Source organism: Algoriphagus mannitolivorans DSM 15301, assembly GCF_000429425.1.
GTDB lineage: Bacteria > Bacteroidota > Bacteroidia > Cytophagales > Cyclobacteriaceae > Algoriphagus > Algoriphagus mannitolivorans.
Map to the genome: position 1 here is coordinate 161,345 of NZ_AUBV01000009.1, position 24,634 is coordinate 185,978.

Here is a 24,634-nt window from a genome sequence, read left to right on the forward strand (position 1 = left end):
GTCAGTTCATAAAATGAGTCTGGATCCATTGGTTTCTGTCATCATCACTTGCTATAATCAAGGGAAGTATTTAGCAGAAGCTATAGAATCTGTTATCAATCAATCCTATTCAAATTGGGAATGTGTGATTATCAATGATGGATCAAAAGATAACACGGAGGAAGTTGCCCTTTCCTTTGTAGGGAAGGACCCAAGAATCCGCTATTTCTCACAAGCCAATCAAGGTGTAGCTGCCGCAAGAAACAAAGGGCTTTCGGAAATATCCGGAGACTTTATTCAATTCCTGGATGCGGATGATTATTTGCATCACGGGAAATTTTCTACTCAGGTAAAAAGATTGGAGGAGGAACTAGAGATCGATGTGATTTTTGGTTCAAGTAGGTATTTCTTTGAAGACGAACCAGAATCCTTTTATCCTTTGCATTTTCGAGGGGGGCCTCCATGTGATATTACCTTTCAGGACAGGTTTCAGGTGGAAATGCTCTTCAAACATAATGTTTGTACGAATTGCGCTGCAATGTACCGAAAGAGTAAACTTGGTTCCTTGCAGTTTAAGAAAGTGATTTTTGAAGACTGGGTTTTCAATTTGGAATGTGCCTTACTGGGGATGAAATTTCATTTCGATAATTCCTTTTCAGCTCAATCCTATATTCGAATTACTTCCTCCAGCCAGATGGTACAGCATGCGCTTCAGGCCAAGGAGATCCAGAAATTTCAGGGTTTCCTATTGGGATTGGTAAAAGAATATCGATATCCTCTGGCGACAAAAATTGTTTTGGATGATACCTCCATCCTGCCAAACACCTGGAAAGATTATGTCAGAATGGTCACTCCTCCGATAGTAATTTCTATTGGGAAAAGCATCAAGAGCAAATTTTCCAATTGACCTATTTCCTGATTTAGGTCCCGTAAATGATTTCTAATTACCTTCACTTACCAATCAAGAGATTCTGATGAAAAAAACTTCCCGGGAGATTTTAGGCAAGCCAGAAATAAACCTAATTGAGTTAGGAGAATATTTTTATTTCCGTCGGAAAATTGTCTTTTGGAGTATCCTGGTGATGCTTTCTTTAGGTACTGCCAGATCCATCTTCTCTCCAAAATTGTATGAAGCGACCTCCATAAAGCTTTCAGAGGAAGAGACCTCTGGACAATTTGGGCTGGGTCAGCTTGGAGCCTTGGCAGGATTCTCTGGAATTAATTTTCAATCTCCAAACCAAACCGGAAGCATCTCCCCAGAGATGTATCCGGAAATTTTGGAAAGCAAGCCTTTCCTGATCGATCTCGTTCATGAGAAGTTTTATTTTGAATCTCAAAAGGACAGTCTAACCCTAGAAGAATATTTGGTGGAGGATTATTCCAGTAAGCCATTCAATATAATCATGGGAGCGATTATGGGTTTTCCTTCCAAAATAGGGACTCTGTTCTCGAGTAAGGAACCTCAAATCAGTCCGATTGTCCAGTCGGCACTTGAGGAAAAAGGAAGTTCATCCTATTTAAGAATCACCCCAGAGGAGGATTTAGCTAGTGAATTATTGAAGGCTCATATCAAAATTGAGGACGAAGGGAACATGATAACCTTGAGTACCAAAATGCCTGAACCTCTAATTGCCGCGGAATTAAATAATATCATTTTTGAAAAGATTGTCAAATATGTGACGGACTATAAAACCCGGAAGCTCCGAATCAACCTTGAGTTTATCGAAGAAAGAACTAAGGAGGCTGAAGATAAATTTATTAACGCTCAAATCGCCTTGGCTTCATTCAGAGATTCCAATCAGGGAATAATTTCCCAGCGAGCTAGGTCCAGAGAGGAGCAGCTACTTGCCGAATTCAACATTGCTTTTAATCTCTATAATTCAATGATGCAGGAATTAGAAACCTCCAGAATTCAATTGAAGAAAGAGACTCCTGTGTTTTCCGAATTTGCATCCCCGATTGTCCCTAATAATCCCACTCAAACTCCCTACTGGAAATCCTTCATCATTTTTACATTTTTAGGTGTCATCGTTGGGGTAGGAATTATCATCTTCCAAATGGCAAGAGAATATTTCAAGCCATTATTTAAAACTGCCTGAGAAGTCAAATTTTTAAAATCATCCATTGATTTCCCTAGTTGTTTCATCTTACAGAAAAGAAGATTTCACCAAATTTTCTAGTAGTGTCGAAGAAACTATCGGAGTTCCTTTCGAAATAATCAAGATTGAAAATCGCAATCAATTCAATCTATCCAAAGCGTATAATCAAGGAGCTCGCCAAGCCCAATTTGATTGCCTAGTTTTTGTTCACGAAGACGTCACCTTTGAATCCGAAGGTTGGGGAAGGAGTCTAATTTCTTTATTTGGGGATAATCCTGACGTTGGCATAGTTGGAGTCGCCGGTGCGATAAAAAAGAGCTATTTGCCGACTGGATGGGGCACGGGTACAAGTTTATTCGACCGGATTCATATGAACCAAGGCTCCCAAAACGGAACCGAATTTCAATCGACCCAAAAAGAGAATGCGGTATTTGAGAAAGTCAAGGTATTGGATGGAGTGTTTTTAGCAACACAAAAAGACATTTGGGAGGAGTTTCCTTTTGATGAATCTCTCGATGGATTCCATCTTTATGACATTGATTTTAGCTTGAGAATCACTCAAAAATACACGGGAATCATCTCTTACGAGATTTTACTTACCCATTATTCCACAGGCAACTATGACTCCGATTGGGTTCAAAAAACTCTAAACTATCATTCTCGAGTTGACAAAAGAGACCTTTTTGATAGAGATGAATCTTATTTTTCAAAGTCTCGAAGGGCTTGGTACAAGGCGCTGACTTTTCCTAAAATTCACCTAATCCAAAGAAAGAAATTTTTGGATCAAATGGGGATGGATTTGCTTTCCTCTGTTCATGCTTTTTGCTTCAGATTTCCTTGGATTGGGAGAATTGTTTTCAAAAGTTTGGCCGTTTTGGGCTTATAAATGCATCTAGGCACTAATGTCTGAGAAAGATTCCAAACGGATTTCAGTAGCCATGACCACCTATAATGGGGAAGTCTATTTGAGAAAACAACTGGATTCTATTCTTAATCAAACCAAACAAGTGGATGAAATTTGGGTGGGAGATGATGGTTCTACTGATGGTACCTTGTCTATTTTGGAAGAATATTCCCAGAAAACAAACCTCCAATTTTTTACCAATTCCAAAAATCTTGGGTTTGTCAAAAACTTTGAAAAAACCCTTCTCAAGTGTACAGGAGATTTGATTTTTCTTTCAGACCAAGATGATGTTTGGTTTCCAAAAAAGGTGGAAACCATGGTGGGGATGATGGGAGACAATCTACTAATTCATTCTGATTGTCGACTGATCGATGAAGAAGGACATGTTTTGAAAGAACTTTTCAAAGGAGAGATCAGGACCCATAATCAGGCGGAGGACTTTTTATTCGCCAATGTGGTCACCGGCTGTACGGCTCTGATAGACCGGAAATTATTGCAGATAGCATTGCCTTTTCCGAAGGGAGTTCTCTACCACGATTGGTATTTGGCATTGATTGCATCCTATCAGGGAAAACTCGCCTATATTCCCCAACCTTTGGTGGATTACAGGCAGCATTCCTCTCAGGATACTGGAGCAGGGGCAAGTGGGAAAAACAGTATTCTGAGAAATTGTTTGAAACGAATTCGAGGTATCGAGTTTCCAGCCATGATTGCTATCAAAAACCAGTTGGGTAATTTGCTTGCGATTCAGGGGAAATTTGAGAGTGATCCCAAGTTTCATCGATATCAACAGTTGGTTATAAAGTCTCTAAAAGACTACCTAGATCACTTTTTCCATTTAAGATTCGGAGCCTTTTATGCCCACCGTTTTCTTGGAAAAAATCGGTCCTTAGCCTATCGACTATTTCTCCAATTGAAGTTTTCTGTAGGATAATGCCAGAGAATAAACCTGAAATAATTCCAACAAATACAGCCTGTTCTGTTGCGCTTTGTACCTACAATGGTGAAAGGTATCTGGCAGAGCTGTTGGATTCCTTGCTCAATCAAACCCATGTTCCTGAGGAACTGGTCGTGGTGGATGATTGCTCTACAGATCGTACTGTAAAAATTCTTCAAGACTATTCCTCCAAATTTCAAGATTTCAAGTTAATCATCCAGGAAAAAAACACCGGGCCGATTGAGGCGTTCCGACTCGCCATCCAGCACACTTCCCACACGAGGATTTTTTTGGCTGATCAGGATGATAGTTGGCATAAGCAAAAGATTGAGGCTATGCTTCAAAAATCTTTCGGGCACCAGGAACACCTTCCATTGTTGGTTTTTTCAGATTTGGAAGTTGTAAATGAGGAAGGGGAATTTCTCCATTCTTCTTTTTGGAAAATGGCAGGGTTAAACCCCCATCAGACAACTTTTCAATCCTTGATGTTTGGCAATACTGTGACAGGTTGTGCCTCCATGATCAATGCCGGAATGCGAGAGCTTTTAAAAACCATTCCAAAAGGAGTCCTCATGCACGATCATTGGATTGCCTTGATCGCCTATGGATTGGGTCATGTGGAGATTGTAAATGAGAGTTTGGTGAGCTATCGGACTCATGCAAATTCAGTTACCTCAAAAGATTCAGTAGACTTATTTTGGAAATTAAAGACACAATGGAAGCAGTTTTGGAAGAATTCGGATTCTTTTTTATCTGCTGAAATCCAACAAATGATCCAATTTGAAAAGATGTTTGGTTCATATCTATCCTCGGAAAATTTGGCCTATCTAAAGGATTTTGTAGAAATGGAGAGCCATTCTTTTTTTCAAAAAAAGTTGAAAAGTCTCAAAAAATATTCCTGACCTAGAGGGTAAAATCCATCATTTATGCAAAAAATACTTGTAACAGGAGCAAATGGACAATTGGGTTCTGAAATAAAAAGTCTAGCAGACTCAGTTCCATTTGAATTTCTTTTCACGGATGTGGAAGAATTAGACCTGACTAATGCGCCTGCTATTGAGACTTTTTTGGATTCAAATCCAGTGGATGTAATTGTGAATTGTGCGGCGTATACCGCCGTAGACCGTGCCGAACAGGAAATTGAGTTGGCAGATCGAGTGAATCATCTTGCACCAAAGTTTTTGGCTCTGGAGGCGAAAAAAAGAAACCTCAAGTTTATTCATGTTTCTACGGATTATGTTTTTGATGGGGAAAACTTTCGGCCTTACCGAGAAACAGATCATTGCAATCCCAAAAACATTTATGGCAAGACCAAATGGGATGGGGAAAGGGCCGTTCTTGAGGTTGGATTGCCAAATTCAATGATCATAAGAACCTCTTGGGTCTATAGTTCTTTTGGACATAATTTTGTCAAAACCATGAGGAGATTAGGCAAAGAAAGACCCGAGATAAATGTGGTAAATGATCAAATAGGATCACCCACTTTTGCCCAAGATTTGGCAGCATGTATTCTGGATAGTTTTCCCAAACTAAAGAATTCCAGCACAGAGGTTTATCATTTTTCCAATGAAGGGATTTGTTCTTGGTTTGACTTTGCTAAAGCTATCATGGAAATGAGTGAAATTCCTTGCAAGGTGAATCCTATTCCTTCCAGCCAGTATCCTACCCCTGCCAAAAGACCATTTTATTCAGTTTTGGATAAATCCAAAATCAAAAAGGATTTTGGGATCACCATTCCCTATTGGAGAGATTCGCTTGCTGCATGTCTGGGTTTATTGGATTGATAAACAACTAATTATTCCTGTCAAATTTTGATTACTCCGGTAATTTCTAAATCAAAAATTCATTCCTTTTTGGCGACAGGAATGTTTTTTTTGGTGGTTTTGATCATGACCAGACAGGTTCCATTAAAGCCTTTTTCTTCGTTGATGAACTTGGCTCTTTTTGGTTTTTTTGCTTTTCAGGCCAATTTCATTCTCCAAAAAACAGAAAGATCCAGACTCATTCTTTTACAGCTGATTGTAGGTTGGGGATTTTTGATGTTGGGATATTCGGCTGCTTTCGGAAATTCTCTGGGCACTTCTTTGCGGTTTTTGATAATCCTTGTTTTGATTCAAGGTGCCTTTTTCATCAATCCAAAAACCAGCTATATCCGAATTTTGATTGGGTTTTTGGTTCTTCAGTCCGTTTTCCTGATCAGCCTACACTTAATTCTCAATCTTTTTTTCAACATGTCTTCCTACATGTTTTTGAGGCTTTTTTTCCAGGCTCAGGGTTGGGGAGATGTATACACTTTCAATGGATTGTTCTACAATATCCAAATTCTGGGGAATGCCTTACTTCCATTTGGGGTCTTTGTCTCCTTGATTTACTATACTGGAATCAAAAGAGTTATTTTCACCGGAATTTTATTTGTAGGGATGTTGGTTGCGGGGAATTTTGCCTTTCTTTTGGGGGTGACTTTTTTTATGATCAGTTTATTTTTAGTAACTGAAAAGTATTCCACGAAGAAATTTGTTGCTGGATTTTTCGTCCTGATAATGATTGGGATTTTAGTAGCTCAACCAGCGATGAATTACCTGGACAAAACTGTTTCGGCTAAAGCTCAGGAATCGAATCCAACCCGAATTGACCAAGCAGAAGTATTGTGGGGAAACCTTACAGAAAATCCCTTGAATTTTCTTCTCGGGAAAGGTCTTGGAAATACGCTGAAGGTAAAAACAAAATGGAGGGATTATACTGATAACATCTATTTTGAACTTCAGTCCCTTTACTTTTTAAACCAAATGGGGATTTTGAATTTCCTGATTTTTGTAGGAGCGAATATTGGATTGGTCTTCTTGTTTTTGACCAATACAAAAGTCAAAGTGATCTACTTCGCTTACATTTTATATGCCTTTTTCAATCCATATTTTTTGGACACTTCCCACATAGTGGTCATCATTACTTTAGTCTCCTTAAATCAAGCTTTGGAAAAGCGAGAATCCCATCTTCTCCCAAATGAAGTATAAGATTACTGCAATATTTGTAGCTTATAATCCTGATCTGGAGGCCTTAAAAAAGTCTGCCCGAATCCTAAAGGACCAAGGTTGCGAGATCTGTTTGGTAAATAATTCAGTGGAGGAAATTGAACCTTTCTTTCCTTATATGAAGGTGATCAATTTTGGAAAAAATAAGGGGATTGCTCAAGCCCAATCCACTGGAATGGAGTGGGCTTTTCAAGAAAATAAAAGTGACTTTATTCTTCAAATGGATCAGGATAGTATTCCTGCTCCTGATTTGGTGGAAAATTTACTTTCTGCTTGGGAAACCCTGACTTTGATGGGCCAAAAGATTGGTCTAATAGGATCCCTAGATATAGACAAGGATACTTTTATCTCATCCCAGGCTAAAATCAACAAAGGAAAGGAAATAGGGGAAACAGGATTAATAGCGGTAAGTGAAATTTTAAGCTCAGGAAGCCTGATCCCAAAATCCACTTTTCAACACTTAGGGGGGCCAGATCCAAAGCTATTTATTGATTTGGTTGATTTTGAGTATTGCTGGAGGATCAATTATTCTGGCCTTAAAGTAATTAAAAACCCTTCAGCTAAGATTTATCACAAATTAGGGGAGGGGAAAGTGAAAGTTTTTGGACTCTTGCCGGTAGGATTACCAAAGCCTTTTCGCCATTATTATTCTGTAAGAAATACCGTTTATATAGTTTTGAATGGAGAGGCTCCAATTTTTTGGAAAGTATCCAATATCTTTAAATTATTATTTAAACTAATTATATATCCTTTCGCTCTCCCTCAAGGGAAGGAGCGATTCAAGTTTATAGTTAAGGGATTAAAGGACGGGGTCATGAAAAGATTTGAAATTATCAATGCTTGAATTTAAGTTTTCGGTTTTATTACCGATTTATAACAGAGAAAATCCGGAATTTTTTAGACTCTCACTTGATAGTTTGGTGAACCAAACCTATTCCGCCAGTGAAGTTGTCATTGTCAAGGATGGTGTTTTGACTCCTGCATTGGATCAGGTCATAGAAAGTTTTACCGACAAACTTCCTCTAAAAATTGTTCCCCTCGAAAAAAACGTCGGGTTAGGAGAAGCCTTGAGAATTGGAATTTTACATTGTTCCTATGAATATATTGCCAGAATGGATTCTGACGATATTTGTATTCCAGAACGATTCGAAAAACAGGTAAACACCTTCCTCAAAAATCCAGGTCTAGATATCCTAGGAAGCTATCTTCAAGAGTTTGAAAATACCCCAGGTGACATTAACGTGATTCGAAAAGTTCCCACAGAACATTCTGATATTCATACCTATACTTTTTACAGATGTCCATTTAATCATCCCACAATTATGTTTAGGAAATCTGCAGTATTGGGTGTGGGATCATATCAAAAAATGCCCTTTTTCGAGGACTATTTTCTTTGGATCAGAATGGCAAATGGGAATTGTGTGTTCCAAAACTTGGACGAAGTATTACTTCATTTCCGAATAGGAAACGACATGATCAGAAGACGGCATGGATTAACCTATGCCAAACATGAAATGTCATTTTTTACCTATTGTTATCAACAGGATATGATTACGTTAGGTCAACTGCTAAGATTTTACACGAGATTTCCAATTCGCCTTTTACCAGTGCCATTTTTGAAGAAATTCTACGATATAGTCTTAAGAAAATAATATTTTCAGTGCAATTAAATTGCTCTTCGCGAATTAGTGTTTTAAAAGGAAAATTGATTTTTTGTTCCATTTTCCTGATTTCTTTATTGGGGAAAAGTCAGACTTTGCCAGTTGGAACGTCCTTTTATGAGGATAGACTCAGAAGATTGGATTTATCAGGCCAAACCGATAATGATATATCATTCTTGGTAAGGCCAATTGATTTCAAAGAGATAAAAACGAATTCTCCAGATTCACTTCAATATCAACCTTATTTAAGGGAAAATTTTGTTGGTAAAAGTGAAATTTTACTATTGCCGATGCAGGTTTCCTATAGGTTCAACCCGGATAACTTAACTACCTATGGGGATAGACTGATGGTTCCAGCAGCTGGGCATCAGGGATATTTGACTTTAGGATTTTTTGCAAGATTGGGACAGGTGAGTTTGCAAGTTTCCCCTGAGGTGGTTTTTGCGGAAAACAAACCTTTTCCCGGATTCTCCCAAAATTTAAGCCCAGAAGTGACCTATGCAAGGTTTATTTATTGGAACAATGGAGATAATCCTGAAAGGTTTGGGATAAGTACCTATTCAAAAATTTGGTGGGGTCAGTCAAAGTTATCCTGGAGTGGAAGAAGTTTGGAGTTTTATATAGGTACTCAAAATATTTCCTGGGGCCCAGGGCAATTTAATTCTTTGATATTCAGTGCTAATGCATCTGGTTTTCCACATGTGAGTTTCAATACAGTTAACCCATTAAAGACTTTTTTAGGGTCATTTGAGGGTCAGGTAATTGTGGGAAGATTGGAGAATTCATTTTTTGATCCCTCTCAGCATGATGCGCTAAATCAGACCTATTTTCTTCCTTTTGAGTCAGATTGGAGGTATCTAAATGGATTTACAATTAATTATCAGCCGAAATGGTTAAAAGGAATTTATGTTGGGTTAAATCGGACTTTTCAGGTAAACAATAATTTGTTGGGAAATAGCTTTAAGGATTACTTTCCAATATTTGAGATCTTTCAAAAGGAGAATTTTTTTGAAAATGGAAATAGCCTTGTTTATGACTCCAAGGGTACAGATCAACAGGTTAGTGTATTTGCCAGGATAGTTTCAAAAAAAGCGAAAGCTGAAGTTTATTTTGAATTCGGAAGAAGGGATCATTCATTTAATTGGAGGGAATTTATCCTAAATCCTGAGCATGCCAGAGCCTATATCTTAGGCTTTCAAAAGTTGGTTTCCCTAGCAAGACCAAATAATTACCTCCAGTTCAGAGGAGAAATTGTACATCAGCAGGAATCAGTAAATCGCTACATCCGATACTTGGGACTTGGAGGAAATTTAACCTGGCATACCCATGGAACTTCCAGAGGATTTACAAACTTTGGCCAGGGATTGGGGGTAGGAATCGGAACTGGAAGCAACAGTCAGCTATTAGAAGTTTCTAAAGCAAACAATGAATCCAAAATAGGAATTCGTTTTTCTCGGCTTGAAAACAATCAGGATTTTTTCTATCGGGCATTTGGGCAAATGCAAAATGCCAATCCATGGGTGGATTTTGGAATTGGGTTAATCTATGAAAAGCAATGGTCTCGTCTTACGCTGAGCTCTAAAATCGATGGGGTAGGTTCTAATAATTTTCAATGGGAATCCTACCAAAATCCACCACCATCTATAAAAGGAAGCCCTTGGACCCACCGCTTCATGGGACAAATCAATTTGATTTATTCCTTGAAAAGCCACCGTTAAATCGAAGAGCACCAAATCAATTTATAGTAAATAGGACACTTTAGTGATATTGGTCTAATCTTTTGAATGACCAATTAGGAGGTAAATGCAAAATGAGTAATTTTGGTACTCATTATAGTGCCCTTGCAGGATGTTTTGCGCCTTCCTTTTTTGATCTAAAATCTCTATATCCAAAAACGGTAGTCCAAAAAATATCTGGAAGTACTTTGCTAAGTCTAGGGACTGACCGGGCGAAGCTTTATATTATCAAAATTAAGAGTCTATTCATCATCATTTTTCTATGTTAAAGCCAATTAGAGAAGTAAAAATTGGAATCATTGGTTTGGGCTATGTAGGTCTACCTTTGGCAGTTGAATTTGCCAAAAAGTTTCCTGTAGTAGGATATGATATTGACAAAAAAAGAGTCATTGACTTGTTAGATGGCAGGGATTTTACTCTGGAAGTAGAAAATGAACTTCTTCAATCAGTTGTTGTTAGACAGTCTCCTAATTCAAAAGGGAAAGGTCTTTTTCCAACTTTTGAGAGTAGTGAACTGGCAGATTGTAACGTCTATATCGTGACAGTACCTACTCCGACCGACAGGTACAACCGACCAGTTTTAACTCCGATGCTTAAAGCTTCAGAGAATATCGGTCAGTATCTTCAAAAAGGAGATGTAGTCATCTATGAGTCTACTGTTTATCCGGGAGTAACGGAGGAAGAATGTGTGCCCGTATTGGAAAAAGTTTCTGGGCTAAAATACAATTCAGACTTTTTTGCAGGCTATTCTCCGGAACGAATTAATCCGGGTGATAAAGAGCACACGGTGGCCAAAATTCTAAAAGTGACTTCAGGAAGTACTCCGGAAGTTGCCGAGTATGTGGACCAGCTTTACCGTCAAGTGATCACCGCAGGTACTCATAAAGCTTCCTCTATCAAAGTAGCCGAAGCGGCAAAGGTTATTGAGAATTCCCAGCGGGATATCAACATTGCTTTTGTCAATGAGCTTTCCAAGATTTTCAATCTTTTGGGTATTGATACCCAGGAGGTGCTGGAAGCTGCTGGTACCAAATGGAATTTCCTGAAATTCAAGCCGGGCTTGGTTGGAGGTCATTGCATTGGCGTGGATCCATTCTACTTGGCTCAAAAAGCTCAAGAAGTAGGGTACCATCCTGAAATTATCCTGGCTGGCAGAAGATTGAATGACAGCATGGGTAAACATGTCGCAACAGAAGTCATCAAACTGATGATGCGAAAAGACCTAAAAGTCATTGACTCAAAAGTGTTGATTCTTGGCTTTACCTTCAAGGAGGATTGTCCTGATGTCCGTAACACGCGTGTGATTGACATTTACCAAGAATTGAAGTCCTTTGACATGGAAGTGGATGTTTATGATCCTTGGGCAAATCCTGCGGAAGTAAAGCATGAGTATGGGATTTCCATTACATCAGGTGATCATGCCCCAGAATTATCTGCCTATTCTGCAATCATCCTAGCAGTAGCTCATAGACAATTTAATGCCTTGTCTATTCAGAAATCCCCGCAACAGGTTGTGTTTGATGTGAAGGGATTTTTGGATAAAGAAAAGGTGGATGCGAGATTGTAAGAAGTCTGCTTCTATCTCGCTTAAAAATGTATATTTTTACCCAAATTTTAATTTGAATGATATCATCTAAATTTCAGAGCTTTTACCTTCCCGGTTGCTCTTCTATATTGCTGTTGTTTCTGATTTTCAGTAGTTCCTGTGTATCAAATAAGAAACTACTATATCTTCAGGATTTGGATACAGGTCAGCAGACAACACCCTATTCCAGCAAAATCTTTCCATATGAGGAGGAAAAATATAGACTTCAAAACTACGATATTGTTGAAATCACAATAAAAACACCAAGTGAGGAACTAAACAAAACCTTCAGCATAATATCTGGAGAACAATCCAATATGAATATGAATATGGGGCCGAATGGTGGCGATTTGTTCTATCTCAATGGATACACCTTGGATGAAGAAGGGATGGTTGAAATCCCGTTGCTTGGAAAACTGCGAATTGTAGGACTTACTCTTGATGAGGCAAAGGATTTAATCGGATCAAAGGTCCAAAAATATGTTCCGGATAATAACTATTTTATCAGAGTTAGGTTGGGTGGTATTAGGTTTTCTGCTTTGGGGGAATTTAATGCTCCCGGCAAAGTCACGATTCTTCAAAATAGGGTAACCATTTTTGAAGCATTGGCTTCGGCAGGGGATATGACCACAATTGCAAAACGTGATGAAGTGATACTTTTGAGACAGTATCCCGATGGAAGTCAAATCCATAGAATCAATTTGAATGACAGAAATCTATTGAATTCCGAATTTTATTTTATCAAACCAAATGATGTGATTTATGCCGAACCGCTTAAAGTCAGAGAGCTAGGGGCAGGAACGAATTTTATTCAATCTTTGGCTTTAATTACCTCCACCGTCTCCACTATCGCCCTTATACTAACGATAGTTAAGTAACATCCATTTCTTATGAATTTTGAAACAAACGAAAACGACTTCATAGTGGAAGAATCCGGTTATGAACTTAAAACTATATTTTTAAAAATTTTCCAAAAATGGCTATATATTTTAGGATTTATAGTTTGTTGTTTGGTTTTAAGCTTCTTCTATACTAAGACCTCCATTCCCCTTTACAAGGTGGAGAGTATGTTTTTTATCAAAGAGAAAGAATCACCTTTGGCCATTTTCGGTTCTCAATCTCTTATAGAAAATTCTTCGATGGGGCTTCAGAATGAAACCATAATCCTCAAATCTAAACCTGTAGCTTTAGAAGTTCTCAAAAAGCTTGATTTTCAAGTTGAATATTTTCAGGATGGTAGGTTTGTAGATACTGAATTATATAACAATAAACCAGTTTTAATAGAAGTTGATTGGAAAAGTCCTCAAGTAATTGATGGTCTTATAAATTTAGAATGGAAAGACAACAATCAATACGAACTTTCTTTCATCGAGGACCATTACAACAAATTACTTCCAGATGGAAGCAAAGTTTCTTTTGGATTCAATCCTGAACCAATCACCGGAAAATTCAACGATTGGCTCATAAATAATGAACTAAAAATAAAAATCATGAAGATATCCACGGAGACCTCAGGCTCTGTGATGTTCAAACTTCGGGATTTGAATTCTTTGGCTTCGTATTATTCAGGTTCCTTAGAAATTGAACCTGTCGAAAGAGGGGCATCAATTATGTTGCTTTCTGTAAAAACTCCAAATGCCCAAAAAGGCGAAATTTATCTCAATACCTTGATGGATACTTTTTTGGATATGGAATTGGATCAAAAAAATCTATCTGCCAGCAAAACCGTTAATTTCATTGATAGCCAAGTAGCTGGAGTTGCAGATTCTTTGAGGTTTTTTGAAAACCAACTCCAGAATTTCAGATCTTCAAATAGAACCTACAATCTTAGTTCCGAGAGTTCTTCTGTTTATGAAAGACTAATGGAATATGAAAATCAAAGAACTCAAGAGAGATTTAAACGAAATTATTACCAAAATTTAAAAACATATCTAACTCAAGAAAACTATCAGGATATTATTGCTCCTTCTGGTATTGGAATTGAAGATCCTTTTCTTAATGGTTTGATTACAAGCTTGATGGAACTTCAGGCTGAGAAGTCTAGAATGTTGGCGGTCCAAACTGAAGCTGCACCCGCTGTGATAGAAGTCAATAGGAAAATAAAAGATTTGAACCGCTCTATTTTGGAAAACCTTCAAAATATTGAAAGAAATTCTAATTCTTTATTGAAAGATCTTGACAACCAAATTGCACAAATTGACAGATCATTTTCAAATTTGCCAGAAACAGAACAGCAACTCATTCGACTTCAAAGGGAGTTTAGCTTGAGTGAGAACTTATATAATTATCTAATGGAGCGCAGGGCAGAGGCAGCAATATCTAAAGCCTCTAATGAAGCAAACAATAAGATCGTTGAGCCTGCGAAAGGTGGATATCAAATAAGTCCCACCCCATTGAAAAATTATTTGATAGCAATTATCCTTGGGTTGTTTTTCCCTATTGCGTTTATTGCGACTAGAGAATTATTTCGAACAAAAATTGAGGATGTACAATTTCTGGAAAATAAACTAAGAATACCTTTATTAGGTACCATTTTACTTAATAAAAAATCTAGTAATCCTTTGGTTGTTCTAGAACAAAAAAGATCAGGAATTTCTGAGTCCTTCCGCTCCTTGAGAGCGAATATGAAATTCATATTGAAAAAAGATACTCAATTAACCTTTTTAGTAACTAGTACAATTTCTGGAGAGGGAAAAACTTTCTGTGCAATGAATCTTGCTGCGGCATATAGCCTGACAGGAAAGAAAACAGTACTTGTAGGCTGCGACATGCGAAAACCAAAGATTTTTGAAAGCTTTGATCTCAACAATGAAATTGGACTTTCTACCTTTTTAAGTGGCCAGGAAAAAGATTGGAAAAATATTGTATCTACAACGAAGTATAAAAACCTGGAAGTTATCGTTTCTGGCCCAACCCCTCCGAATCCCGCCGAACTTCTCTTTGACAATAGTTTTGCTTCACTTTTGGAAACACTCAAAGAAAATTTTGAAGTAATAGTTTTAGATACCCCACCGGTTGGGCTTGTTAGTGAAACTTTGGATCTATTGACGCTGGTAGATTGTAGCCTCTTCGTCTTCAGACAAAATTATAGTCAAAGATCTTTTATTGATGCTGTTAATGGACTCAGAACAAATAAGGGAATAAAAAATATTTTTGCTCTTTTCAACGGTGTTGAATCCAATAAAGTAGCCTATGGATATGGATATTCCTACGGATACGGCTATGGTTATTATGAAGAGGATAAGAAGAAAAAGTAATAAATGAATTTTATATGGGGTTTGAGTTTCAAACCCCTTTCTTTTGGATATGAGATTGAATTGGAGTGAAAGCAGCTTCAAGTATTTTAAATACTTCTATAAATATTTAGGAAATAGGATTTTCATACTCTCTATTCTCAGTTTTATTGTTGGGGTTTTGGATGGTTTTGGATTAGCTTTATTTATTCCACTCATCCAGGTAGCAGTTGATAGGGATTCAAATTCAAATCCGGAATTAGGAGATCTTGATTTTTTAATTGACTCAATGGGAAATATTGGATTGGAGTTGAATGTGACCAATATTTTAATTTTCATGACTTTTCTTTTTCTCCTAAAAGGAGTATTCAAATTCATGGACTCCTATTACAAAGTTCAGCTTCAAATTTCCTTTGTTAAGAAACTCCGCTTTCAAATGTTGGACGGTTTGGGAGGAATAGGCTATCAAAATTTTGTTGGACTAGATGCAGGAAGAATCCAAAATACGCTCTCTGGAGAAGTTTATAAAGTAACCGGGGCATTCATTAGTTATTTCAATACCCTTCAATATGTGGTGTTGCTTTTTGTCTATTTTGGCCTTGCTTTATTTTCTGATTGGAAATTTGCTCTTTTGGTGAGTATTGGCGGGTTTCTCTCTAATATCTTCTTTAAAATTCTGTTTAAAAGGACTGAAACTGCCTCAATTTTGATTTCATCCAAAGGCCATCAATTTCAATCCTACCTGATTCAAGCTGTTCAGCATTTCAAATACCTAAAAGCGACTTCCTATTTTAAAAATTATCGGGAAAAACTAGTTGATCAAATAAACAATATAGAAAACCTTCAAAAGCGGATTGGTTTTTACAACTCTCTTTTAAATGGAATGCGGGAGCCAATTATTCTCATTATCGTAATAATAGTAATTGCCGTTCAAATTAATCTGTTTGGAGGTTCTATTGCTACCATTCTTTTGAGCTTAATGTTTTTTTACCGGGCTCTAAATTATGTCATTTCCATTCAGTCAAGTTGGCAAACCTTTATTTCCCAATATGGGGGAATTGTTGCCGCTAATGAGATGATTGAATTATTTGGTCAAGGTGCAGATAATCGCATGGTGCCAGATGAAAAGGTTCATTCCTTAAAATCTGTAGAATTGAAAGAAGTTTACTTTAGGTTTAAAGATGGATCAGATATTCTCAGATCGATAAGTATTTCTATCCAAAAAAATGAGGCTATTGCCTTTGTTGGACCTAGTGGAAGTGGCAAAACAACCCTGGTAAATTTAATTGTGGGTTTATTTACTCCGACCAGCGGAAAAATAGTAATTAATGGAAAAGACAGAGAAAAGTTGGATTTCCAATCTTTTCGGTCCAAGATTGGGTATATTACTCAAGAACCCGTCATTTTCAACGATACTGTTTATAACAATGTGACTTTTTGGGCCCCTAAAACTCCAGAAAATCTAAACAGGTTTTGGGAAGCAATCAGACTCGCAAATCTGTTTGAGTTTGTCTCTCAAGCCAAAGAAGTAGAAGATTTAATGTTGGGGGATAATGGTGTTAAAGCTAGTGGAGGACAAAAACAGAGAATTTCTATTGCCCGTGAACTATTCAAAGAGGTTGAAATTATTGTTTTTGATGAAGCAACCTCAGCACTGGATTCAGATTCCGAAAAAGTAATTCAGGAAAATATCCAATCCCTCCAAGGAAAGTATACCTTGATTCTTATTGCACATCGGCTCTCTACTATTAAAAATGTTGACAAAATTTACCTTGTTAGTAATGGAGAAATAAAGTCCTCTGGAAATTTTGAAAGCTTAATGGAATCAGATGTGGATTTCAAGAGGATGGTTCAATTACAGGAATTTTGAGTAATCCCAAGATATTATTGGTCGGCCCTCTAAATAAAGAAGGAGTAGGAGGAAGGCTAGAGGAAATGAAAGTTTGGGCCAAACTTTTTGCCCAACAGGAATTTGAAGTTTGTGTTTATACACCGAATTTCTCCGGAAAATATTTTGGGAAAATTGATTGCCTAGAGGCTCTTGATTTGATCCTGGGATTCAAAAAATCCGTCCCAAAAACCCTGAAAGCCTTCATTCTAAGGATATGGTATTCAAGAATTTTTAAGTTCAAACGTGATTCATTTTATCAATCGAATTCCTGGAAAAAGTTTGCCGAAGGGTTTTCTCATTTATTTCTGTTCATCACCGATGATTCCAAAGAGAGAAGGATTTTTGAATCAAATCTTCCCAACAGGGTAATGATTAGGTATACTGGGACACTTAACTCTTATAGTAAAATCCTGAAGGACAATCAATTTATTTCTCCGGAAAAAAGAGCATATATTTTTCATTCCACTGATCTAATTCCAGGTTTGGTTTCAAATTGCCCACAATATTTCATTGATCAAAGCTGCTTGCAAGAGGAAAGGCTCAAATTGATTCCCCTGACCAAAAGTGTAAAAAGATTTGCCATGGTGGGGCTTTTCATGCCTGTCAAACAGATTGAACCAGTTGTCAAATTGTTTTCTCAGTTACCTGATTTAACCTTATTTCTTTTTGGTCAAGGTGAACTAGAAAGCCATTTTAAGGACATCATAGCTAAGGAGAAAATTCAAAACGTTCAGATTAAAGGCTTTGTAAGTCCAGATAATATTGAAACAATTTACAGTCAATTTGATGTCCTTATTTTGAATTCTCTGCATGAGACAGGACCTATGATCGGCATTGAGGCCATGGCAGCTGGCAAGCTTATTCTAAGCAGGCCAATTGGTTCCATGAGAAAAAGGCTGACAGGATTTGATGAATTTATTTTCACCAATCAGGAAGAATTGCTATTTCAGATAAAGAAAATAAAAGCTTTGTCAGAAGATAGAATTTTGGATTATTCATCCAGGCTAAGAGAAAGGTACTTGAAGGAATATTCTTTGAATTCAATTTCTGAACAGATTATTTCCTTAATCCATAAATCATGAGACAAGGAGAGAACCCTTCCAAAAAAGATTTTAAAATTAAAATTGAAACTACCCATCGAATAATAATATCTGTTTATATCCCCAACCTCCAGGATGAATATTTCAAAAATTCTTCGGAGATTTTTTGTATGTGTTTGGATTCAGTATTAGCAACAATTCATTCCAAAACAAGGGTTTCAATTATTCTTAATGGTTGTTGCAATGAGGTAAATCAGTTGGTTTATTCTTATCAAGCTGATTATCCCCACTTGATTGATCAGGTTTTTTATACTCAAAATAACCTTGGAAAGATTAACGCGATTTATTCCATCGTCAAAAGCAATTTAGAGACCTTGTTGACCATCACCGATGCGGATGTCATGTTTCTTCCCAATTGGCAAAGTGAAGTTGAAAAGATTTTTGTCACTTTTCCGGAAGCTGGTATGGTTAGTCCTGTTCCAAGTAGCAAAGGTTTTCTTTACAGTACTGCAAGTACTCTTTATTATGGCTTGTTTAAGGGAAAAATAAAATTCAGGCCAGTCGTTGATCCGGAAGGGTTGATAAATTTCCAAGAAAGTGTCGGTTCCAATCTCTATCAAAAGATCCATTTGGAAAAGTATCTGGTGGTAGAAAATAATGGAAATGAGGCCGTAGTAGGCTGTGGACATTTTGTAGGAACTTTCCGAAGGGAAGTTTTCGAGCATTCACCAACAAAAGTTTGCCAGTTTAGAGTACAAGGAGGAAGTGAGGAAGCATACCTGGATGATCCAAATGACCTTTCAGGACGACTTCGATTGGCTACTTTGGGGAATTTTGCTTTCCATCTTGGAAATACACCTAAAGATTGGATGAGAGATACCTTGGCGAAAACCAAGTTAGAATCTTTTCCAAAACCTGAAATTATCCTTCCTCCATCCAAAAGTCTCGCCAAATGGCAGGTGAAAATTGGAAGAGTATTATTTATACTTTTATTCTATAAATTCAGAAAACAATTTTTTAAAACTCTGGGTATCCATGAACCTTATTGATTGATATGAATTCTCTAAAATTTAAAATTTGGCGAAAACTTCATCAATGGATTCATACTGAAATAGATATTGATAAAAAAGCCAAGGTTTCTTTCTGGACTAGAGGAGTTCACCATGTAGAGTTTCAGGGGGGAAATTTGGTTCCGGAAGGTTGTGTCTTCTCGGATTCCACCCAACTTGGCTTCAGAACTACATTGGGAACCAATAATTTTTTTGGAGGAAAAGTGAAGGTTGGAAAGTATTGTCAAATAGGTAGGGACGTAGCTTTTCATCCCACAAATCATCCCATAGATTACCTGACCACCTATATCAACTCCCAACTTTTCAAAGGGGACCTTAAATCATTGAAGACTGAAAAGCCAATTTTAATCGGTAACGATGTATGGATTGGACAAGGAGTGATTGTTTTATCAGGAGTTACGGTAGGAGACGGTGCTATTTTGGCTGCTGGTTCAGTAGTGACCAAAGATGTGGAGCCGTATACCATTGTGGCAGGCAATCCTGCTAGACCGATCCGAAAAAGATTCTCAGAAGAAATTATCCAGGAACTTTTAGCCTTACAATGGTGGGATAAATCCGAGGAAGAACTTGAAGCATTAAAACCGCTTTTTTTTAAAAGGCTAGTGGATTTTCCTAATCTAAAAAACATCAATATTCCTTAATGCACATTTGTTTTTTGATCCCTGACGGGGTTGGTATCAGAAATTACCTTTATTCCAATATCATCGGCGAATTGGAAAAAGACGGACATTCAGTGACTGTTTGGCATTCATTGGATGAGGAAGTTATCCAACAAGCCAAAAGGATTCATACTACCTCTGAATTCAATCAATATTTATTTTCGTTTTACAAAGAGGATGTTTTACCAAGATTTTTGCGGGACACGGTAGCTTTTAGCAGGCTAAAACTAAACAGCCAATTGAAAAAAAATCCAACTATCTTGGATAATTGGCTTCCGAAAAAAAACTTTAAAGGACGGATTTCCAATTTCTTCGCCAAATCATTGGCAAGCAGTTCCCCTTCTTTTGAAAAAATAGAAGGAGTGGAAAAAATGATCATAGCCCAACACCGAAAATCTCATGCCTACAAAAAGTATCAAGATGATTTGAAAAAGATTGGGCCTGATATAGTTTTTTGTACCCATCAACGAGAACCCAATGCAGGTTTGGCGATGCTTGCTGCCAGAGATTTGGGTATTAAAACTGTGACAGCCATTTTTTCTTGGGATAATCTACCCAAAGGTAGACTTCCAATGAGGACAGATTATTATTTGGTTTGGTCGGAGTACATGAAAGCTGAGTTACTTGAATATTTCCCAGATATTCAGGAAAACCAAATTCAGATTGTGGGTACTCCACAATTTGACTTTTATTCTAACTCCTCTCTTTTACTTTCCAGAGAGGAATTTGCAAATCAGTGGGGATTAGATCCTGAAAAAAAGTGGATTTGCTTTTCAGGAGATGATATCCTTACCTCTCCCCATGATCCAAAGTACCTTTGGGATATTGCTCAATCATTAATCGATGAGCCTTCAATCCAAGTGATTTTTAGGCCGGTACCGGTTGAGGGTTTTGAAAGATATCAATACGTACTGGAAAAATTTACTGAAATCAAGGTATTGCCTCCATTGTGGAAAAAAGGTTCACTTTGGAGTAGGTATTTTCCTTATCCAGAGGATATTCAAATGTTGGTCAATCTTGCCAAACATTGCGGAACTGTAATAAACGTGGGATCTACCATGGCATTGGATTTCGCCCAGTTTGATCATCCTGGGATTTATCTCAACTATGAGGTGAACCCTTCACATTCTTGGTCCATAAAACGAGTCTACAGATTCCAACATTTTAGATCATTTAAGGATCTGGATGCCGTGGTTTGGATCAATTCTAAAGAGGAAATCAAAGATAAAGTCTTAACGGTGCTTGAAATGCCTGCTGATGTGGCAAAAGACCGGATCATCTGGCGAGATAGAATTGTATCCCAACTATCCGATTTAAGTTCTTCCTCAAGGATTATTGGCTTTTTAAAATCCATACCAAACAATTAGTCCTCAATTTAAAGAGGGCATGGTACTCCAGATAGTTCCTATTTTATGGCTTCCGGAATAAATTCATCCTTTATCCTAAAAATTCTATGGTAGAATTAAGGGAAAATCCCCAGGAATTAATAATGCATATTTGTTTTTTATCTCATGAGTATCCCAAAAATGGCTTAAATCCAGGTGGAGTAGGGGTGTTTTTGAGGGGAATTGCACCAAAAATCGTTCAAAAAGGCCACCAGGTTACTATTTTGGGGGCTAATAACACTGATCAATTTGAAGAATACGAGGAGGAAGGAGTAAGGATAATACGAGTTGAAAACCCACAACTTGCTGGGATTAATTGGTTTTTGATAGCTCAAAAACTCAATTTCCATTTAAAAAGAATCCACAGGGAAACACCACTGGATATTGTGGAAGGGTCTGAACTTTCATTTGCCTTCCTTTCTAAAATTTCTGGGGTGAAATTTGTCATTCGCCTCCATGGCGGACATTATTTCTTTGCAGAATCAGAAAATAGAGGGATTAATTGGTGGAAAGGCTGGCAAGAAAGAAAGTCATTTTCCAAAGCGGACGGAGTGATCGCGGTTTCGGACTACGTGAGAATGCATACTGCCAAATTTCATTCCATTGAATCCTATCCTATAGAGACTATCCGATATGCAATAGACACTGATAAATTTTATCCCAGGCCAGAGATTCTACCCCCATCGTATTCCATGGTATTCTTGGGTACAATCTGCCAAAAAAAGGGGGTGGAAAATTTAATACTTGCCTTTGCGCAGGTAATTAAAACATACCCCAACGCCAAATTGGATCTATATGGAAAAGATTGGTTTTATCCAGATGGGTCATCTTATACCCAAAAAATGAAGACCCTAATTGACAGACTGGATTTAATCGGTTCTGTACGTCTTTTACCCCCTGTCCACCACGATAAAGTGCCAGAAACTTTCGCACACTATGAATATTGTATTTTCCCCTCTTTCATGGAAACCCAAGGCTTGGTGGCTCCGGAGGCTATGGCAATGGAAAAGGTGGTGATTTTTACCCAAAAGGGACCGGGACCGGAAACAATCACCCATTTGGAAAACGGATATTTATGCGATCCTCTTTCTGTTAGAAACATAGAGGAGACAATTTTAACGGCCTTTGAAAACAGAAATAAAAATTCTGAGATTGGTAAAAATGCAAAGCTTCAGGTTTTGAATACCTTTTCCTCAAAAGGTACTATTGATAAAAACCTAAATTTTTATAGGAGAATAATTCATGGGTAAATTTTTAATCATAACATGCGTTCAGCATTCTTCGGATGGGAAAGACTATTTTGGATATGGCCCTTATGTAAGAGAAATGAATCTATGGATCAGAAAAGAGGAGAAAGTATGTGTATTGGCTCCGATCTCAGATTCAAATGTTGTCCAAAAGATTGATCTGGCATACCAACACGGGAATCTTGAATTTCAAGAGGTCCCTGCATTTGATATTCAATCTGTAAGATCAATTCTGAAAGCAACCTACCAAGTACCTTACATTATGGTAAAAATGCTCCTGGCAATGGCAGCAGCAGACCATATTCACATCAGAATTCCAGGAAATATGGGGCTTTTGGGAATGTTTTGCCAAGTTCTTTTTCCCGGAAAACCAAAGACGATCAAATATGCAGGGAATTGGGATCCCCAATCCAGACAACCTTTGACGTATAGGATTCAAAGAAAAATTGCGAATTCTACCATACTGACTAAAAATGCGAAAGTATTGGTTTATGGGGATTGGCCGGATAGCACGAAAAATATTCTACCGTTTTTCACAGCATCCTACTGGGAAAGGGAAAAAGAATCGGTACAGAAGAAACCTCTAAATCAAGGGCTTAAATTGGTTTTTGTAGGAGCTTTGTATGAAGGAAAAAATCCTATTGTTGGGCTTCAAGTTTCAAAAATGCTTCAAGAAAAAGGAATTGATTTTACCTTCACGTATTGTGGCGACGGAGTTTTAAGGTCTTCTCTTGAAAAAATTTCCAAAGAATGGAAGCTCGAGAAAAAGGTTCGATTCTTAGGGAATGTTAATGCAGAAATTGTAAAAGAAGAGCTGAAAAATTCTCACTTTTTGATTTTTGTGTCCGAAACTGAAGGTTGGCCCAAAGCTGTTGCAGAGGCTATGTTCTGGGGATGTTTGCCCCTGACTTCTGCAGTTAGTTGCGTACCACAAATGGTTGGGATCCAGGAGGAACGTGGAATTTTGGTATCCAAAGACCCTAAGATCCTTGTAAATAAGCTGGAAGAATTGAAAAATAATCCAGCCAAATTCGAAAGAATGAGTCAACAGGCAATGGAATGGTCAAGAAATTTCACCTTGGAGAAATTTCAGACCGAAATTGAAAAGTTGAAATGAGAATCATACAGCTTATTGATTCTTTGGAGATAGGGGGAGGGGAACGAATGGCGGTTAATATTGCCAATTATTTTTCAAAGTCAGGGGTGCCCCATCGATTGGTAGTCAGTCGAAATAGGGGGCCACTGATTGATTTGATTCAAGATCAGGAAAATGTGGACCAGTTGTACAAACGAAGCTTTCTGGATTTGAAAGCTTTTTTCAACTTGATCCAAATTATCCGGAAATTTCAACCAACACATCTACATGCCCATGACAGTTCAATTTTTTGGGCAGCAATTGCCGGATTATTCTTCCCCAAAATGAAAGTAATTTGGCATGCACATTATGGAGGATTAGCCGGAAAAGATTCAAGATTCGGCAAATTTCTTCCTTTGGTTAAAAATAAGATTCACGGCTTGATTGCGGTCAACCCGGAACTTATTTCATGGTCTAACTTTTCTTTGCCAAACCTAAAGGCGAGAAAATTTATTGAAAATTTTCCGTCCATTCCCTCGTTCTCAAAATCAAAATCGAAGGAACCTAAGATTATATGTTTGGCTAATTTAAAGCCCCCCAAAAACCACAAACTTTTAATCCGTTCTTTTGCAAAGTTTGGAAAGAGATTTCCTGATTATCATCTAGAGTTGATTGGTAGCCTCCAAAATCTATCCTACCTAGAGGATCTAAAACAGGAAATATCGCTTTTACAGATAGATCAAAAGGTCACATTCCTTGGAGAACAAGTCAATATTTCTCCTTTTTTGGAAAGCGCTGAATTCGCGGTACTTGCTTCAGATGTGGAAGGATTGCCTGTTTCTATCTTAGAGCTTGGATTGGCAGAAATCCCAATTGTTTGTTCCAATGTCGGGTATTGCGGTGAACTATTGGAATACGGAGATTTGGGCTACCTGTTCCCTCCTGGGGAAGAAGAAAAGCTGGTACAATGCATGGAAGAGGTGGTCTTAAATAAAGAGGAGGCAAAAACAAAAGCGTCTTATTTCAGAAAAAAAGTACAAAGCCAATATGGAGATGAACAATTTGGAAAAAAATATCAGACTTTTATCCAAGAATTGAATTAAT

The 24,634-nt window shown here is 37.6% G+C and carries 21 protein-coding genes; all 21 read left to right on the forward strand.

Annotation, left to right across the window (positions count from 1 at the left end; genetic code table 11):
- The first annotated feature begins 13 nt into the window (after positions 1-13).
- The 21 genes from G458_RS21430 to G458_RS0112080 all read left to right on the forward strand — a co-directional run bounded on the left by G458_RS21430 (position 14) and on the right by G458_RS0112080 (position 24,633).
- Complete coding sequence (locus tag G458_RS21430) at positions 14-886, forward strand: glycosyltransferase family 2 protein (RefSeq protein WP_051287219.1); 873 nt, start codon at positions 14-16, stop codon at positions 884-886.
- Positions 887-953: 67 nt separating this feature from the next.
- Complete coding sequence (locus tag G458_RS0111985) at positions 954-2,078, forward strand: GumC domain-containing protein (RefSeq protein WP_026952122.1); 1,125 nt, start codon at positions 954-956, stop codon at positions 2,076-2,078.
- Positions 2,079-2,103: 25 nt separating this feature from the next.
- A complete protein-coding gene (locus G458_RS20655; RefSeq protein WP_051287221.1) occupies positions 2,104-2,964 on the forward strand; it encodes a glycosyltransferase in 861 nt (286 codons plus the stop codon).
- 16 nt (positions 2,965-2,980) lie between these two features.
- Complete coding sequence (locus G458_RS20660) at positions 2,981-3,916, forward strand: glycosyltransferase family 2 protein (protein WP_051287222.1); 936 nt, start codon at positions 2,981-2,983, stop codon at positions 3,914-3,916.
- A complete protein-coding gene (locus G458_RS0112000; protein ID WP_026952123.1) occupies positions 3,916-4,821 on the forward strand; it encodes a glycosyltransferase family 2 protein in 906 nt (301 codons plus the stop codon). Before G458_RS20660 ends, G458_RS0112000 begins: the two co-directional genes overlap by 1 nt.
- 24 nt (positions 4,822-4,845) lie before the next feature.
- The gene (gene rfbD / locus G458_RS0112005) at positions 4,846-5,703 is read left to right on the forward strand and encodes a dTDP-4-dehydrorhamnose reductase (RefSeq protein WP_026952124.1); all 858 of its coding nucleotides are present in this window, start codon (positions 4,846-4,848) and stop codon (positions 5,701-5,703) included.
- Positions 5,704-5,847: 144 nt separating this feature from the next.
- Positions 5,848-6,930 carry a hypothetical protein gene (locus tag G458_RS0112010; RefSeq protein WP_157359768.1) on the forward strand — a complete coding sequence of 361 codons (1,083 nt, stop codon included), beginning with the start codon at positions 5,848-5,850 and terminating at the stop codon, positions 6,928-6,930.
- Positions 6,920-7,792, forward strand: coding sequence for a glycosyltransferase family 2 protein (locus G458_RS0112015; protein ID WP_035468104.1), 873 nt, complete (start codon positions 6,920-6,922; stop codon positions 7,790-7,792). Before G458_RS0112010 ends, G458_RS0112015 begins: the two co-directional genes overlap by 11 nt.
- Positions 7,785-8,600 carry a glycosyltransferase family 2 protein gene (locus G458_RS0112020; RefSeq protein WP_035468106.1) on the forward strand — a complete coding sequence of 272 codons (816 nt, stop codon included), beginning with the start codon at positions 7,785-7,787 and terminating at the stop codon, positions 8,598-8,600. The genes G458_RS0112015 and G458_RS0112020 overlap by 8 nt, the downstream gene beginning before the upstream one ends.
- A 299-nt stretch (positions 8,601-8,899) precedes the next feature.
- On the forward strand, positions 8,900-10,327 hold the full coding sequence (locus G458_RS20665; protein WP_157359770.1) for a capsule assembly Wzi family protein: 1,428 nt from the start codon (positions 8,900-8,902) through the stop codon (positions 10,325-10,327).
- Between the two features lie 280 nt (positions 10,328-10,607).
- Positions 10,608-11,912: a nucleotide sugar dehydrogenase gene (locus G458_RS0112030; RefSeq protein ID WP_026952128.1), complete on the forward strand. Its 1,305-nt coding sequence runs from the start codon at positions 10,608-10,610 to the stop codon at positions 11,910-11,912.
- Between the two features lie 56 nt (positions 11,913-11,968).
- Positions 11,969-12,808 (forward strand): polysaccharide biosynthesis/export family protein, encoded by an 840-nt coding sequence (locus tag G458_RS0112035; RefSeq protein ID WP_051287226.1) that lies wholly within the window; start codon positions 11,969-11,971, stop codon positions 12,806-12,808.
- A 12-nt stretch (positions 12,809-12,820) separates the two neighbouring features.
- Positions 12,821-15,187, forward strand: a complete 2,367-nt coding sequence (locus tag G458_RS0112040; RefSeq protein WP_026952130.1) for a GumC family protein — start codon at positions 12,821-12,823, stop codon at positions 15,185-15,187.
- A 49-nt stretch (positions 15,188-15,236) separates the two neighbouring features.
- The gene (locus G458_RS0112045; RefSeq protein ID WP_026952131.1) at positions 15,237-17,033 is read left to right on the forward strand and encodes an ABC transporter ATP-binding protein; all 1,797 of its coding nucleotides are present in this window, start codon (positions 15,237-15,239) and stop codon (positions 17,031-17,033) included.
- A gap of 389 nt (positions 17,034-17,422) precedes the next feature.
- Positions 17,423-18,136, forward strand: coding sequence for a glycosyltransferase family 4 protein (locus G458_RS21885; protein ID WP_169719266.1), 714 nt, complete (start codon positions 17,423-17,425; stop codon positions 18,134-18,136).
- The gene (locus G458_RS0112055; RefSeq protein ID WP_026952133.1) at positions 18,133-19,143 is read left to right on the forward strand and encodes a glycosyltransferase family A protein; all 1,011 of its coding nucleotides are present in this window, start codon (positions 18,133-18,135) and stop codon (positions 19,141-19,143) included. The genes G458_RS21885 and G458_RS0112055 overlap by 4 nt, the downstream gene beginning before the upstream one ends.
- Positions 19,144-19,148: 5 nt before the next feature.
- Positions 19,149-19,805, forward strand: coding sequence for a CatB-related O-acetyltransferase (locus G458_RS21435; protein ID WP_051287228.1), 657 nt, complete (start codon positions 19,149-19,151; stop codon positions 19,803-19,805).
- Positions 19,805-21,190 (forward strand): glycosyltransferase family protein, encoded by a 1,386-nt coding sequence (locus tag G458_RS0112065; RefSeq protein ID WP_026952134.1) that lies wholly within the window; start codon positions 19,805-19,807, stop codon positions 21,188-21,190. Before G458_RS21435 ends, G458_RS0112065 begins: the two co-directional genes overlap by 1 nt.
- 122 nt (positions 21,191-21,312) lie before the next feature.
- Positions 21,313-22,458: a glycosyltransferase family 4 protein gene (locus G458_RS0112070; RefSeq protein WP_026952135.1), complete on the forward strand. Its 1,146-nt coding sequence runs from the start codon at positions 21,313-21,315 to the stop codon at positions 22,456-22,458.
- Positions 22,451-23,572, forward strand: coding sequence for a glycosyltransferase family 4 protein (locus G458_RS0112075; protein WP_026952136.1), 1,122 nt, complete (start codon positions 22,451-22,453; stop codon positions 23,570-23,572). Before G458_RS0112070 ends, G458_RS0112075 begins: the two co-directional genes overlap by 8 nt.
- Entirely contained in the window at positions 23,569-24,633 is a 1,065-nt protein-coding gene (locus G458_RS0112080) for a glycosyltransferase (protein ID WP_026952137.1), read from the forward strand. The genes G458_RS0112075 and G458_RS0112080 overlap by 4 nt, the downstream gene beginning before the upstream one ends.
- Position 24,634: the final 1 nt, after the last annotated feature.